The following is a 14,490-nucleotide window of genomic DNA, read 5'->3' on the forward strand; positions in this document are numbered from 1 at the left end:
TGGCACCCGGTTCTCCGCCGCTACGTCTCGTCGGCGGGGCGCGGCACCACGATGTCCAGCGTGCTCAAGACCGCAAGCAGACGCTCGCGGTCGCGGGGCATCACATGCACCACGGACGAGTCGGGGCGATACTCGTTGGTAAGCAGCGGCGCAAGCTCCGGGATCGCCCGCAGATCGGCGAGCAGCTCCGGCGGCAGGCGCAGCAGCAGCGGCTGCTCAAGCGCGACGGCATCCTTGGGCAGCGCCCAGATCCTGAGCCGCGCCAGCAAATCGCTAGGTAGCTCGTCGCCGTTGCTCCGCAGCCACTTGAGCACGCCGGTCAGCCCATCGGGAGCAGCCGCCACCGCCGAACGCACCCGATCGGGCGTGAGCCGAAAGCGCCCATCGGCCAGCGGCTCGGCCACACGACGCAGACGGGACGGAAGCAGCAGATCGGCGGTAGTCGGCGTCAGCGTGCCATCGGCGGCGACTGAGAACTGCGCGCGTGAGGGCGGCGCGTCGTAGCGCAGCACCAGCGGTAGCTCGTCGAGCGCCGCGAGCGCCTGCTCCACCGCCGTGGCCTGCCGGAGCAGGAGGCGCTCCGGGCTCAGCCGCCGAATCACCAGCGGGGCCAGCGTCGGCGCGGTCTGCAAGCGGTCCAGCAGCTCGGCGGAACCCTCGACCAGAGCGGTATCATCGTAGATCCGCACCTGCTCAAAGACTCGTGCCCATGAGCCGAGCGTGTAGCGGATATTTTGCGGCAGCGGCTGCTCGCTCCGTTGCTCCAAAAAGGCGATCACCTCGGCCACCGTCGTACCGCGCTGCACCGCCTCGAAGAGCGCCGCCTGCGTCAGCTTGAACTCGGCCACCTCGGCAACGCGCACTGTCTCGGCGATCTCGCCCAGGCGCTGGAGCGTTAGCTCGTCAAGCGGCGGCAGCACCAACACCTGATATGACGGCTGGACGATCAGCCGCCCACGGATCTGCACGTCGGCTGCCGCCGCCTGACGCTGGCCGCGCGATGCCTCGGCTACAGGAGATGTGTGCTGCGCCGGAAGATGCGCCCGCCGCCGCAGCACCTCGAAGACCGGGCCGGGCACGAACAAGACCTGCCCCGGCGAGAGATCGTGCGGACCCGCCAGGGTGCCGCCCGCCTTCGGCTCGGAGAAGAGCAGCCCATACGCCGTCAGCCGCGCGCAGAGCTCATCGAAGCGCTGTGTGCTCGGCTGAATCCGATCGATCGTCTCGCGCGGACGCGCAGGGCCGACGCTCTCCACCAGGCCTTGCTCCAGCAGCAGATGCGCCAGATCATCGGTTGCCAGGCGTCCGCCCGCGTGCGCCACGACATCCAGCACGGCTCGCTCGCGCTCCGAAAGCCGCTCTAGAAGCTGTTGAATTTCATCGGGATCAAACAGGCGCTCGGCTAGCGCCGGAATCAACTCCGCCCGGCGTAGCGAGCCGAAGGGATACTCGCGTATGCGGGCAATCGTGCGCAGACTATTGAAGCTGTATAAGATCAGAATGTCTTCAGGACGCATACATTGTCTCAACTGCGCTGGTGCAGAATCACAGAACCTTTGGGGGAAAGCGTTCATGCAATTCAGCATCAGAGGAAAATTTTAGAAACCTTCTCCCATCCTTTTGTTCTTTGTTCCACGTTGCGAGTTCCACGTTGCGAGTTCCACGTTTCCCCTTTGCTCTCTGCTTTTTGTTCTTTGTTCTTTTGCCGGGTGCCCATGTCCTAAGGCACCCGCATGGCACCCGGTTTCGTTGTTCTTTGTTCTCCGGCAGGCTGGGGAAAGAAATGATGGGGAGCACCCCCATACCCCCGGCCTGACGGCACACTACCGCCACCTAAATTGTTGCCTCCGCCCCGCGTGAAGACCACTTGCCAGAAGATGAACACCCCAGAGCACCAGCCCCAGACTGACCAGCGCGCCGCCCACGACGATCAGGCCCTCTTGTTCGAGCAAGCCCGTCACCCAGAGCGGGCTGGCGAAAATACCCAAGAAGAGCAGCGCCGACACCAGGCCCGACAGCAGCAGCGGCAGGACCGCCACTTGCAGCGCGTAATGGCGCGTGCTGACCAGCGTATAGGCCATGCCCAGGCTCACGCCGCCGAGCAGCACCGATTGCAAGATCTCAGCCGGAATCGGCGTCTCCGCAACCAGCAGCGTATCGGAAAAGATCAGCGCCTCGTTGCGTACCAGCACCGCCTCAATAAACAGAAAGTACATCACAAAGACGACGTAGGCGCTCCAGATCGCGACGTAGTGCCGAGGCCACCAGCGGTGCCGCAGCCCATAGTAGAAGATCAGCGGCGGCAGCGCCAGCAGCGGCCCGCCGCCGAGCAGCAGCGCCCACGGGATCGTGAAGCGACCCAGGAGCGACAATCCAGCGCCCTCCATCGGCGCGACCTGATAGATGCGCTGCCACAGCGGCATCAGCAGCATCACGACGTGCCCCGCGAACAACATCAGGAGATAGCGCAGCGAGCCATCCCGCCACAGTAAGAACAGCGCTAAGCCGTAGCTCACGATTATGATCAGCACCAGCAAGATGGACATGGGCGGCTCCTGCAAACAACAAAGACGTGTCGCGAACCACATTCGGTAACGTGCGCGACAATACGCGATGGCTGCATCGCGGCGGGAACGCTTCCGCCGCTCAGCGCCTAAAATCCGCGATCACTGGCGGAGATAGCCGCCTCTACGCATGGTACAAGCTGATATCGTCGATCTTCTCAGTGCGCCGACAGGCCGGGGCCGATCATTCGCTAGCCGACCTGCCGCATCATCATCTGCCGTCGATGCCGCGAGGGCTGTAGGCTCACAGCCAAGGGGGAGTATCAGGCATCGGCGCTGTACAGTTGCAGGTGTCCATCGACCAGCGTCAGCAGTTGATCGGTCAGCGGATGCGCCTGAGTCCGCGCGTCCACCTCGATCTGCGCTCGCACCTGATTGAACACCCGCTCGTCGGCGTCGGAGAACGCGATCAAAAAGTCGCGGTTGGGCACGCCAAAAACCATACGGCCCGGTGTTCGCGCGGCAAACTCCGCAAACAACTCGGTCAGGAGCAGCCGCGTCGCGTCGAAGCCGTCGCGTCCGTTGAGGATCAGCAGCGCGCCTTTGCCGGTGCCCATCACGCCGGGATAGGGCTGCCACGGCCTGGCCCGCAGGTTGGCGAGCGCCTGACGATACAGCATCGCCTCGCGCACGCCCCACTTTGCCAGATGCTCCTCGTTCAGAAAGACGACGCTCTGGCCCTCGTCGATCACATACGTGACCATCAGATCGCCGACCAGCGGACGGTAGACGACCAGCGGCACGTTTTGCGCCCGCAGCTCGCTGAGCAGGGCTAGGGGCTTGAGCATCGGCATGACGCGGCCCAGCAGCGTATCGGGATCGTCCTCGCTGCGATCGACGGGCTGGTCCAGCAGCGCATCCGCCAGCAGCAGCCAGACCTCCTCCAGCCGATCGGGCGAGCCGCGGTACACGTTGTAGAAGCTGGCGAGATCGCCGACGACCTCACGACCACGAATCCGCAGGCTGAGCGTCAGATCGCCGATGCCGATCACTTCAACGTCGGGCTGCGCTGCCAGCATTTGCGCCGCAGCCTGCGTAAATTCTACCGCCGACCAGGTTGTCTCGCTCATATCGCTCATGCTTTCAGCGCCGCTCCGGTCGGCGGCTGCTGCCAGGCCGCTTTGAGCGCCGCGATCGGCTCGCGCAGCACCGCATCGCCGCGCAGCCCCTCGACGCGCAGCACCGGCTCGTCGGAGATGTAGCCCAGCAGCCGGACCTCGACGCCTCCCATCAGATCGCCGAACGCCGCGCTGTCCGCCGACCGGACCTCGACCAGGAAGCGCGAGGGCGTTTCGCTGAAGAGCAGCACCGCATCGTCGGCACAATCCTCGTCGGCGATCATCGCCGCCAGATCGAGATCCAGGCCCAGCCCTCCGCCGATCATCATCTCAGCCGCCGCCACGGCCAGCCCGCCCTCGCTGAGATCATGGCACGACCGGATCAGACCGGCCTTGATCGCCGCGTGCAGCGCGCGGAAGGTACGCCGCGCCTGGATCAGATCGACGCGCGGCACGGTCGTGCCCAGCCGATCCTTCAGCAGCAGGTAGTGCGAGCCGCCAAGCTCGTTGCGCGTCCGCCCGACAAGATAGACCAGATTGCCGGACTCTTTGAGATCGCTCGTCACCGTCCGCGCCACGTCCGGCACCACCGCCAGCGCCGAGATCAGCAGCGTCGGCGGGATCGGCACGCGCTCTCCGCTAGCGTCGCGATACTCGTTGTTGAGCGAGTCTTTGCCGGAAATAAACGGCGTGCTCCAGACCTGCGCGACATCCCGGCAGCCCACGGCGGCGCGCACCAGCCCGCCCAGCCGATCCGGCTCGCGCGGATCGCCCCAGCAGAAGTTGTCCAGCAGCGACGTGCGGTAGGGATCGCCGCCGACCGCCACGACGTTACGCAGCGCCTCATCGCAGCAGGCCAGCGCCATCCAGTAGGAATCGATCAGGCCATAGCGCGGATTGACCCCACAGCCGATCGCCACGCCGGTCGGCTGGCTGTGACGCGGCTGGAGCACCGCCGCATCCATCGGCGCATCGCCCGCGACGCCGCCGAGCGGCCCCTGCACGGTGCGGCCCTGCACCAGATGATCGTAGGTGCGGACGATTGGCTCCTTGGTGGCGATGTTTGGATGCGCCAGCAGCGCAAGCAGCGCCGAGCGCAGCGCCGCCGGACGCGAGTCGGGCGCGGGCGGCGTCTCGATCGCGGGCGGCGACCAGATCGCCTCCATCTGTCGCTGCGGACGGCCGTCGTGCAGAAACTCCATCTGAAGATCGACCAGCATATGGCCGCGATACGTTACCTGGAGCCGTCGATCGTCGCTGAAATGGCCGATCACCGTCGCCTCCACATCCTCGGCGCGGCAAAGATCGAGAAACGCCGCGAGATTCTGCGGCGGCACCGCCAGCACCATGCGCTCCTGCGCCTCGCTGATCCAGATCTCCCACGGCTGCAACCCGGCATACTTCAAGGGCACGTCCTCCAGCTCGACGCGCACGCCGGTCTTCTCGCCCATCTCGCCCACCGCCGACGACAGGCCGCCCGCGCCACAGTCGGTGATCGCGCGGTAGAGCCGCGCATCGCGCGCTTGCAGCACCACGTCGATCACGCGCTTCTCGGTGATCGGATCGCCGATCTGCACCGCCGCGCCGACCAGCTCCGCCGTCTGGTGCGTCAGCTCCTCGCTGGAGAAGGTCGCGCCGTGGATACCATCACGCCCGGTGCGCCCGCCGATCACCACCACCGCATCGCCCGGCTGCGCGCCCGTGACATGCTGCTCAGGACGCGAAAGACCGACGGTGCCGCAGAAGACCAGCGGATTGCGCGTGTAGCCCTCGTCGTAGAGCACCGCCCCCGCGACGGTGGGAATACCCAGCTTGTTGCCGTAGTCGCGCACGCCCGCCACCACGCCCTCGGCGATGCGCTGAGGATGAAGCACGCCCTCAGGCAGCGCGTCGTGGGGCATCTCCTGCGGCCCGAAGCAGAGCACGTCGATGTTGGCGATCGGCTGGCCCGACACGCCCAGAATATCGCGCACCACGCCGCCGACGCCGGTATTCGCGCCGCCGAAGGGCTCAAGCGCCGACGGATGATTGTGCGTCTCGACCTTGAATGAGACGGCATCGCCGCCGATCTCGACGATACCCGCGTTGTCCACGAACGCCGACAGCAGCCAGGGCGGATCGATCCGCCGCGTCTCGGCGATAAAAAACGTTTTCAGCAGGCCGTCGATCGTCTCTGGGATCGCGGGCGTGTCCAGGTCGCCGCCCTCAGTCTCGCGGTAGGCGATGCGCGCCCTGAAGGTCTTGTGCGAGCAGTGCTCCGACCATGTCTGAGCCAGCGTCTCAAGCTCGCCGTCGGTCGGGGCGCGGCCCGCGTTGTTGAAGTACGACTGGATCGCCTGCATCTCGTGCAGATCGAGCGCCAGCACGCCATCACGGCTGATGCGCATCAGCTCGGCATCGTCGGCTTCGTGCAGCGGCACGGTCGCGATACGCGGTGCCTGCGGCGCTGGCGGTTCGATCAGCTTATTGTAGAACGCAGCGCTCGCGGATGTATCGTCAGGCAGCGAGATCAGCGCCGCCTCGACCAGATCGTTCGCCAGCAGCTCGTAGGCCAGCTCTTCGATCGCATCGTAGGCCAGCTCGCCGCGCAGATAGACCCGTCGCAGCGTCCGCACGGCTGTTAGGCCGCTCAGCCCAGCGCGCTGTGCGCCGATGCGCACGCTTTCGCCTTCGTTATCGGTGACGCCGGGCCGATATGCCACGTCGATCGCCCAGGTGGCGCTCGCGTCGGTCGGCTCCAGCGCATTCAGAGCAAACACATGCGCCGTCGAAATGATCGGATCGGTGAGTAATTCGGTAGCGAGGCGCTCAACCGTTGTGTCATCCAGGCTGCCGCTGAGCAGGTAGCGCCGCTCTTCGTAGGCGCTGTGCAGATCCAGGCCCAGCGCGGCATGAGCGGCGGCGATCAGGTGTCGATCGTCGGTCGGCTGCTGCGGACGAACCACGACGAGGTAGGCACGCATGAATAATCTCTCCAGTAACAACTCGTTTGCGTGGCGATTGTACGCGAGCGCGATAGCGCTGTCAAAGGCTGCGGTCTGATAGGATCGATCGTCTGCTCCGCTGGATCGCGCAGAATCAGGGAAGATGTTCGGGAAACATCCGGGTTTCGCGTTCAAGGTTGTGAGTTGCGGCCCTCACTCCGGGCACCCATGCCCAAAGAGCGCCCGGTCTGGCACCCGCGTGACACCCGGTTCTTGGTTCTTTCGTCAGCTAGCGCGCCAGCGCGGCCCAGATCACCGCGCCGAGCAGCCCGCCCACACACGACGACAGCAGATTGACCCAGTCGTTGTCGAGCCAGGACCAGCCGCGCAGATGCTCCGTGGTGGTGTCGCAGCGATGGATCGTCCGCTCAGTCTCGACGCGGCAGCGCGGACACCAGCGCATCGCCTGGACCGTTGCGCCGAGGAAACTATCGACGAGCGCGCCCGCCACGCCACCGCCGAGCGCCGCCAGGATCGTCCACGTACGCTGCGGCTCGCCCAGCAGCCAGGCTATCGCGTACGCCGCTACGCCGATCGTCAGCGCGCCCGCCAGTGTCGCGCTCAGACCCAGCGACGTTATACCGCCCGATGTGCCCGCGCTGACGATCTGACCAGTCGTGATCAGGCGCGGCGCGGCGCGGCTCAGCGTGCCCACCTCGGTCGCCCAGGTATCGGCTGTCACGGTCGCCAGCACGCCCAGCGCGGCGGCAAACCAGAGCGGCTGCGGATCGAGCGCGTACGCCAGCGCCAGCAGCGCAACCACGCCGCCGTTCGCCATCGTCTGCGCCCAGTCGCGCCGCTCGGTTTTGGCGAATTTATCGGCGGCGACCCGCTCCTTGGCCGCTCGTCGCCAGTGGGAGAGCGCCGACGATGTGACGAAGAAGACGACGACCAGCGCGCCCCAGAGCCAGCCGCCCAGCCCAGCCGCCGCCGTCCCGACGACGATCGCGCCGAGCCAGCCGCTGAGCGTCAGCGAGTGCCGCCAGTAGCCGAGAGCGCCGATCAGCGCGCTGAAACCAAGGCTGAGCGCTAGACGCAGCGGATCGAGCATAGCCTGAGATGAAACAGTGAATACGGGCCGATCATTGGGACAGAGCAGACCTTTGAACGCTTGAAGCTGGCATACAAGTTGCTTAGGTAGTGCTCGACTAGATTAGCACAAGGGCTATCTACGATCAACATCAAGGAGCGGAAGGTATGGGAACTCGATATTTCGCGCTCATCGCCGGAATCGTTTATCTACTCGTTGGCCTCCTGGGATTCGTTCCTCCCCTGCTTTCTGCCTATACCGGGCCTGATCTCGCAGTTGACGCCTTCGCAGGTAATTTGCTGGGCCTGTTCCCGATCAACGTGCTGCATAACCTCGTCCACCTGGCGATCGGCGCCTGGGGCATCTTCTCGTACCGCAGCTTCAGCGGCTCGGTCGCGTTTGCCCGTGGCCTGGCGATCTTCTATGGCCTGCTGACGATCCTGGGCCTGATCCCGGTCGATGCCATTCGCACGACCTTCGGGCTGATTCCGATTCATGGCGCTGACGTCATCTTGCACGCGCTGACGGCGCTGGCCGCGGCCTACTTCGGCTTTGTCGGCGTCGAGCGACCGGAGTTCGTCGACGCATCGCGCCGCCGCTAAGCTCTCGCATTCAATACGGCGCGATGGAGGGCGTAGCCTGTGCTACGCCCTTCTTGATCTGTGCTGGCTTGTACGGGAGCGAGCGCCTCCTGCATCTATTGCTTGCCCAGCGCCTGCTCTTTGTCCGGCGTCTGCTCCTTCCCCGCCGCCTCAAGCGCATCCAGCGCCGCCTCAAGCTCGACGCCGATGCGCTCCTCAAGCACGCGATGTGGAATCAGCCGCGCGAACGCGCCCAGCACTCTGGGCATCGCGGTCATCACCCGCACCACTGCCTCCGTCCCGGCTTCGTAGGACACGATCGTCCAGCGCGCGTCGATCTCCATCGGCTGCACCGCTACGAATCGCACGCCGTCGTCCAGCAGCCGCGCCTCGCCTTCGACACGCTGCGTGCCGAATCTGCCGAAGCGCAGCGTTACCGCGAGCCGCGCCCGGTTTTCGTTCTGCGACAGCACTTCCACGCGCTCCGCCCGTGGCATCAGGCGTTGCATCTGCTCGACATCCGACAGCACAGCGCGAACACGCTCGGCGGGCAGGTCCAGGTTTCGTTTGCGCTCAACTGTGATCATCCTGCTCCCCCATCTTTATGCAATGATCCGTCTGCTTCCAATCGAACACTGATGATTACTATACACTATAGCAAGGAGCGGCGCTCCAATGCCGTCGCCCATATCCGATCGCAGCATCGCCGGAGCCGTGCTACTTCTCGGCAACATGCACCGCGACCGCGCCGAAGCCCAGCAGCTTGTAGCGCACACGCCGCCAGCCAGCCGCTTTGAGCAGATCGCGCAGATGCTCCGGCGGCGGGAATTGGTCGGCGGACTGTGGCAGGTAAGTATACGCCTCGCTGTTGCCGCCGACGATCGCCCCGATCAGCGGCACGACGCGCGTAAAATACAGCCGATGGCCCAGGCGCATCAGCGGATCGCGGGGCCGCGCCACCTCCAGGCAGACCATCCGCCCGCCCGGCTTTGCCACGCGGTGCATCTCGCGCAGCGCGCCCATCAGATCGGCCACGTTGCGCATGCCAAAGCCCGTGGTGATCGCGTCAAACGAATCGTCTGGAAACGGCAAATGCAGCGCATCGCCGCCCACGTACGCGCTGCGTCCCGCCGTGGCCTCGACTTTGCTCTGACCCGCCTGCATCATCGGCAGGCAGAAATCCGCCCCGACGACCAGCGCATCCGGCATCGCGGTGTGCAGGATCGGCAGAAAGTCGCCGGTCCCGGTCGCCACATCCAGGGCGCGCCGCTGCCCAAGCCAGTGCTTCGATGTCACCTGGGCCACGGCGAAGCGCCGCCAGCCCTGATCCAGCCCAAAGGTCATCAGCCGATTCATCAGGTCGTAGCGCGCCGCAATCGCGGAGAACATGCGGTTGACGTAGGTTGGTTTTTGCTCTAATGGCGGTAAAACAGACAAGGCTGTCCTCATGCATCTATCGTTCGGCTACCGATCGCAGTGGCGCAGAGCGCGATGATTGCAGCTCCACCCATGCCGCGCGGGTAGCACTATGGCTTGATCGTAGCGCGACTCAGCAGGCGGCGCAGGTTGCGCTGCCGCCACTTCAGGAACAGCGCGATCATCAGCCCGCCCGACGACAGGGCTGGCCCGACGTCGACCGTCAGCCGGTCGACGTAGCGCGTGCCGCCGTCGATCGGCAGATAAGCGTGCTCGTGCCGCCACCGGCGCTGCCCATCGGCGATTCCTTCGTCGATAAACAGCGCATATGGCTGCCACGTCCGAATATACATCGTGGCCCAGTCGGCATGCACTCCGGCGATCCGCATCTCGACCGGGATCACGGCTGCGTCGTAGAGCCAGGGCGGATCGCTCAGGTCATAACGAATCTCAAGCAGCGGATAGCAGATCGCGTTGACGTAGCGCAGATCCGTCGTCCAACTCCAGACGGCCTCCGGCGGATGCGGCAGATCGACAGCGCTAGTTATCGTCGTGACAGCCACAATCTATATCCAGGCTCACCATTTCGAGTTCCAAGTTCCAAGTTCCGAGCTTCGAGTTTCGCGTTCAACGTTTCGAGTTTTCAGCCCTTGGAGCGCCGGGTGCCAGGCGGGTGCCCTCTGGGCATGGGCACCCGGTTCCTGGCTCTTGACTAATCCAGCTCAATCCCCGCCCACTGCTGCGACTGATCCAGCTCATCGGCGACGCCCAGCGCGACGAGCGCCCGCGCCGCGACGAAATCCACAACCTCGTCGACAGTCGTCGGGCGCTGGTAGAAGTTCGGCATCGGCGGCACGATGCGAATGCCGCGCTGCGCCAGAGCCAGCAGATTTTGCAGATGGACCACCGAGAGCGGCGTCTCGCGGGGAACGATCACCAGCCGCCGACTCTCCTTCTGAGTGACATCGGCGGCACGCAGCAGCAGATTCGTCGCAAAGCCCGCCGCCAGCGCCGCGACGGTGCCCATCGAGCAGGGGATGATCAGCATGCCCTGCACGGGATACGAGCCGCTGGCGATCGTCGCGGCCTGGTTGTTGGGATGATGCTCGGCGACAAGGCCCGTCTCCTGCCAGCGCCGCACGGCGTCGGCCCAGCTTGTGCCAGTCTCCTGCTTCCACACGATCCGCGACGACGGCGTGCTCACCAACTCGATCGGCTGCTGGAGCGCCAGCAGGCGCTCGATCGCGCGGCTCGCCAGCAGCGCCCCGCTTGCGCCGCTCACGCCCACGATCACCGGATAGCGTCTAGCGTTCGTCATAGATCACGACGGCCATCGTCAGCGCGCTGCCTCATCCTGATCGAAGCCCGCGACATCGACATGATCGATCGACTCATCAGACGATGCGGGATCTGCCCACTGTCCAAGATCCGGATCGTCGGGCGCGTCCGGCTCCAGCGGCGGCTGGCTGCCGTGCCGCTCACGGGCCGCTGCCGATGCGGCTCCCATCTGCGCGGCGCGACTCCACGGCGGCGGCGAGAATATCCGAGCCTTGCCAGCATAGCCGCGCGCGCCGATGCTGCCGGTCCTGATCGGCGCGGATCGCTGATACGGCTCGCGCTCGCCCACAGTCGTCGCGGCCATACCCTCACCGCTCTCGTCGGGCCACTGCGCCAGCAACTGCGCCCACTCGTCGCGCAGCTCTTCACGTCGCGCAGCATAGTAGATATGATCCACGCCGTCTTCGTCGCGGTAAACCAGATCGACCTGGGAGCGCATCGGACGCATGTAGCCGAGGTTGCCCCACCAGCGCACTGTGCGTTCGTCGAGCGCCTTATCGACGATATGCATCCGCGCGGCATACTCGCGCACCGAGCCTTCCTTGAGTTCTTCGGCCCGCCAGGGCGCGCTGATCTCGCCGTTCCGCAGATCGCGGAACGCAATCCGGCGCACACCCTCGTCGTCAAGCACATCGCTGACGACCTCGATGCCGGTGCGCGGACGCGGCACGCGAATAAAGCGCAGCCACGCATCCGAGAGCTTCTCACGGAGCACGCCTCGATACTCTTCAAACGAGTCGCCGTTGGCGTGCTTCATCGCAATATCGAAGAGCGGAGCGCCGGAGGCGGCGCGGGTGATCGCCCAGATGCCGCCGCGACCCCGCCAGCGCCAGCGGCGGTCGCCAAAGGAGGGATCGCCGACAACCGGCGCGATAAGCCGCTCCGGCGGCTCCACGCGCAGCGCAAACGGCATCCGCTCGCGCTCGTCGACACTGGGACGCGGCTCTCTGCTATTAAGGGCACGCGGCTTATCGGCCAGCGCCGGGCCATCGCCATCCGCCGCATCGCCATCGCCTGAGCGCAGATCGCCGAGCAGCACGTTCCAGGCTTCGCTGAGGCCCCAATCGCTCACGCCATAGAAGATATGATCGATCACGCCGTTGGCATCGCGATGCACCAGATCGAACTTTGTACGCCCGCCCTGCTGGTAGGCGCGCAGCAGGCCCAGCCGCCCGGCCCATCTGATCTGCGAATAAATATCGATGCGGCCTTCGCGCAGATCTTCATGCCGCGCGATGGCATACTGCCACAAGCCCTGCGCCCGATCGCGCGAGACGCCCGGCGTGGTACGCAGATCACGAATTTCGTAGAGCCACTCGCCGTTGCGGCGCTGCGCATCGACGATCTCGACGCCCGAACGCGGCAGCTCCAGATCCTGGCCGTTATCGAGCGGCGAGGTGGCTCCTTGCGCCAGCGCCCGCCGCGCAAGCTGCACGATCTCGCCCCGCGTCGCCGGGACGCTCTGCGCGTTGCGCCGCACATAGATCGCGCCCTCGCGAGTGACATATGGTGGCAACTGGGTCGCGCTGACCTCGACGCGAATAACATCCTGGCCTTCGTAGCGCAGCAGCTCAAGCGAAAGCGTCGGCACCGGCTCGATCTGCTGCTCCACAGCCGACCGCAGATGAGCCGCTACCTGCTCTGGCCGGGCCACGCCCTGCACCTCGCCGGGCGCGCTCTCGATCGCGCCAATCACCAGCGTGCCGCCGCCGGTATTGCTGAGCGCCGCGATATCGCGCACCAGCAGATCGATGCTGTCGGTGACGCTGCGCAAAATCTGGCGCTCGGTCGAGTGCCCGAAGCGCAGTTGATCGATCTCCCACTGCTTCTGATCGCGCTTCGGCACCCGCAGATGGTCGAAGTTTTGCGTTTGGAACAGCTCGCGCAGCGCGGCAAAGCTGGCCTCCGGCAGCAGCGCCTCGAAATATCGATCGCCGATGCCGTGCTTATGCGTCGCATCGGTGCCGGAGGGAGCGCGCCGCACCCGGTGGGCGTCGGAGCCCTGAATGCAGAACATCGCGCGCTCGTAGTGCTCGGTCTTCCCGTTGTAGAACGCCGGATTGGTAAACGTACCGTGATCGGTATAAAAGTTGATGAACTCCAGGGCATTGAGAAACGGGCTTTGTGTTGCCGCGATCCGCGACTGGCCGCTGGTGCCCATCCGCAGCGTCTCGGTAATCACGCCTGCGGGACCGTTGGCATGGGCCGCGATCACAATTCCACCGGCCCGCGCGATGATCTCGTACGAATCGGTGACGTGCTCGGTATCCGGCACGCTCGTCGTGCCGGCCTTCAGCTTATCGGGGGCCACGCCAAGCTGAAGCAGCGTCGCTTCGATCACGCCGATGGGTGTGGCAGGAGCGAAAATACCGAGAACATGCGCGCCATAGTGCGAGGTAAACTCGAAGCCTGGAAGCACCGTGATTTTTCTGAGGAGCCGGTAATACTCATCGAGCTGCTGGTGATCGGCAGGTGTCGCGCGGCGAGTACGCTCAAGCTGCTCTAAAAATTCCACCTCTCGCTGCATGCGTTCATACCCGGCGACCGTATTATGGTCGGTGAACGCAATCATCTCTAAGCCTCGCCGATCCGCCTCACGTAAAATATCGAGAAAGGTGATTTCTGGCTCTGCGTAATCTTCCGATGCGGGAGTGTGAATATGGAGATCAACACGGACCCAACGCTTTTGCTCATTCTTTGACGGCAATGCCATTTGCAAACCTCATAAATGGAAGAGACAAACTCTTTTTAGCTATCCAATGTTTCTTTACTTTTGTGATGCGTCACGGTGGATTCATATGTACTTGTCGATGGCGCTTCAGCCAGTCTCACCTCCTTGGCCTAGAATCAAGGTGTATGTTTGGGAAACAGCCGATTCTGCATCAGCAAAAGGAATGTTTGGGGACTTCCCGAACCCCAAGGGCAGCTCCCCGGCCCCACAGCGCATTGGGAAACCCTGCCCCTGCCCATGCTCATACGCGCACACACTCTCATTAGTGCTTATCATACCCTAAAGCCAGGTATCGGGCAATGATGGCGGCATCAAAATCTTTCCACTTCTGGACGGCAAACCTCCCATCGAGCTGTAAAAAAAGAGTTGCTACTGGCGTTTGACAAGCTCGATGAAGCGTGGTATATTTGCCCTCGCTGTCGAGGACGGCGTATTTAGAGCGCCGACGTAGCTCAATCGGCAGAGCAACGGTTTTGTAAACCGTAGGTTGTCGGTTCGATTCCGACCGTCGGCTCCAGGATAACATGTGGGTCGGTTCCAGAGTGGCCAAATGGGGCGGACTGTAACTCCGCTGGCGTACGCCTTCGCTGGTTCGAATCCAGCCCGGCCCACCACAGTATCCTTCGGACGAGTGGGTGCCTTTGTAGCTCAGTAGGTAGAGCACGTCTTTGGTAAAGACGAGGTCATGGGTTCGAATCCCATCGTGGGCTCCAGAAATAACCACGGGTTTGCTGGGTATCTTGTATCCTTCGCATTCCTGACAGTGTGACAAGGAGTTAGTAGTTTAT

The 14,490-nt window shown here is 64.4% G+C and carries 11 protein-coding genes and 3 tRNA genes; 4 read left to right on the forward strand and 10 right to left on the reverse strand.

Going from position 1 to position 14,490, the window contains the following annotated elements; all coding sequences use genetic code 11:
- Positions 1-20 precede the first annotated feature (20 nt).
- The 5 genes from VFZ66_27065 to VFZ66_27085 form a co-directional block, all read right to left on the reverse strand.
- A complete protein-coding gene (locus VFZ66_27065; protein HEX6292876.1) occupies positions 21-1,517 on the reverse strand; it encodes a helicase-associated domain-containing protein in 1,497 nt (498 codons plus the stop codon).
- A gap of 306 nt (positions 1,518-1,823) precedes the next feature.
- Positions 1,824-2,546, reverse strand: coding sequence for a hypothetical protein (locus tag VFZ66_27070; protein ID HEX6292877.1), 723 nt, complete (start codon positions 2,544-2,546; stop codon positions 1,824-1,826).
- A 281-nt stretch (positions 2,547-2,827) separates the two neighbouring features.
- Entirely contained in the window at positions 2,828-3,634 is an 807-nt protein-coding gene (locus VFZ66_27075) for a DUF1444 family protein (GenBank protein ID HEX6292878.1), read from the reverse strand.
- A 5-nt stretch (positions 3,635-3,639) separates the two neighbouring features.
- The gene (purL, locus tag VFZ66_27080; GenBank protein HEX6292879.1) at positions 3,640-6,585 is read right to left on the reverse strand and encodes a phosphoribosylformylglycinamidine synthase subunit PurL; all 2,946 of its coding nucleotides are present in this window, start codon (positions 6,583-6,585) and stop codon (positions 3,640-3,642) included.
- A 250-nt stretch (positions 6,586-6,835) separates the two neighbouring features.
- Positions 6,836-7,657, reverse strand: a complete 822-nt coding sequence (locus VFZ66_27085) for a DUF92 domain-containing protein (GenBank protein HEX6292880.1) — start codon at positions 7,655-7,657, stop codon at positions 6,836-6,838.
- A gap of 146 nt (positions 7,658-7,803) precedes the next feature.
- Here VFZ66_27085 and VFZ66_27090 point away from each other — a divergent pair, with 146 nt between their 5' ends.
- Entirely contained in the window at positions 7,804-8,238 is a 435-nt protein-coding gene (locus VFZ66_27090) for a DUF4383 domain-containing protein (protein ID HEX6292881.1), read from the forward strand.
- A 95-nt stretch (positions 8,239-8,333) separates the two neighbouring features.
- Here VFZ66_27090 and VFZ66_27095 read toward each other — a convergent pair whose 3' ends face one another.
- The 5 genes from VFZ66_27095 to VFZ66_27115 all read right to left on the reverse strand — a co-directional run bounded on the left by VFZ66_27095 (position 8,334) and on the right by VFZ66_27115 (position 13,486).
- Positions 8,334-8,804, reverse strand: a complete 471-nt coding sequence (locus tag VFZ66_27095; GenBank protein ID HEX6292882.1) for an SRPBCC family protein — start codon at positions 8,802-8,804, stop codon at positions 8,334-8,336.
- A gap of 130 nt (positions 8,805-8,934) precedes the next feature.
- Positions 8,935-9,654, reverse strand: coding sequence for a bifunctional demethylmenaquinone methyltransferase/2-methoxy-6-polyprenyl-1,4-benzoquinol methylase UbiE (ubiE, locus tag VFZ66_27100; GenBank protein ID HEX6292883.1), 720 nt, complete (start codon positions 9,652-9,654; stop codon positions 8,935-8,937).
- 89 nt (positions 9,655-9,743) lie between these two features.
- The gene (locus VFZ66_27105) at positions 9,744-10,196 is read right to left on the reverse strand and encodes a hypothetical protein (protein HEX6292884.1); all 453 of its coding nucleotides are present in this window, start codon (positions 10,194-10,196) and stop codon (positions 9,744-9,746) included.
- 149 nt (positions 10,197-10,345) lie between these two features.
- The gene (locus tag VFZ66_27110; protein HEX6292885.1) at positions 10,346-10,951 is read right to left on the reverse strand and encodes a UbiX family flavin prenyltransferase; all 606 of its coding nucleotides are present in this window, start codon (positions 10,949-10,951) and stop codon (positions 10,346-10,348) included.
- An 18-nt stretch (positions 10,952-10,969) separates the two neighbouring features.
- Complete coding sequence (locus tag VFZ66_27115) at positions 10,970-13,486, reverse strand: ATP-binding protein (GenBank protein ID HEX6292886.1); 2,517 nt, start codon at positions 13,484-13,486, stop codon at positions 10,970-10,972.
- Between the two features lie 657 nt (positions 13,487-14,143).
- Between VFZ66_27115 and VFZ66_27120 the strand changes: the two genes are divergently transcribed.
- The 3 genes from VFZ66_27120 to VFZ66_27130 all read left to right on the forward strand — a co-directional run bounded on the left by VFZ66_27120 (position 14,144) and on the right by VFZ66_27130 (position 14,415).
- Positions 14,144-14,219: transfer RNA gene (locus tag VFZ66_27120), tRNA-Thr, on the forward strand.
- 11 nt (positions 14,220-14,230) lie between these two features.
- A tRNA-Tyr gene (locus tag VFZ66_27125) sits at positions 14,231-14,316 on the forward strand.
- 23 nt (positions 14,317-14,339) lie between these two features.
- A tRNA-Thr gene (locus VFZ66_27130) sits at positions 14,340-14,415 on the forward strand.
- Positions 14,416-14,490 lie beyond the last annotated feature (75 nt).

The sequence above is a fragment of the Herpetosiphonaceae bacterium genome (assembly GCA_036374795.1).
Taxonomy (GTDB): domain Bacteria; phylum Chloroflexota; class Chloroflexia; order Chloroflexales; family Kallotenuaceae; genus LB3-1.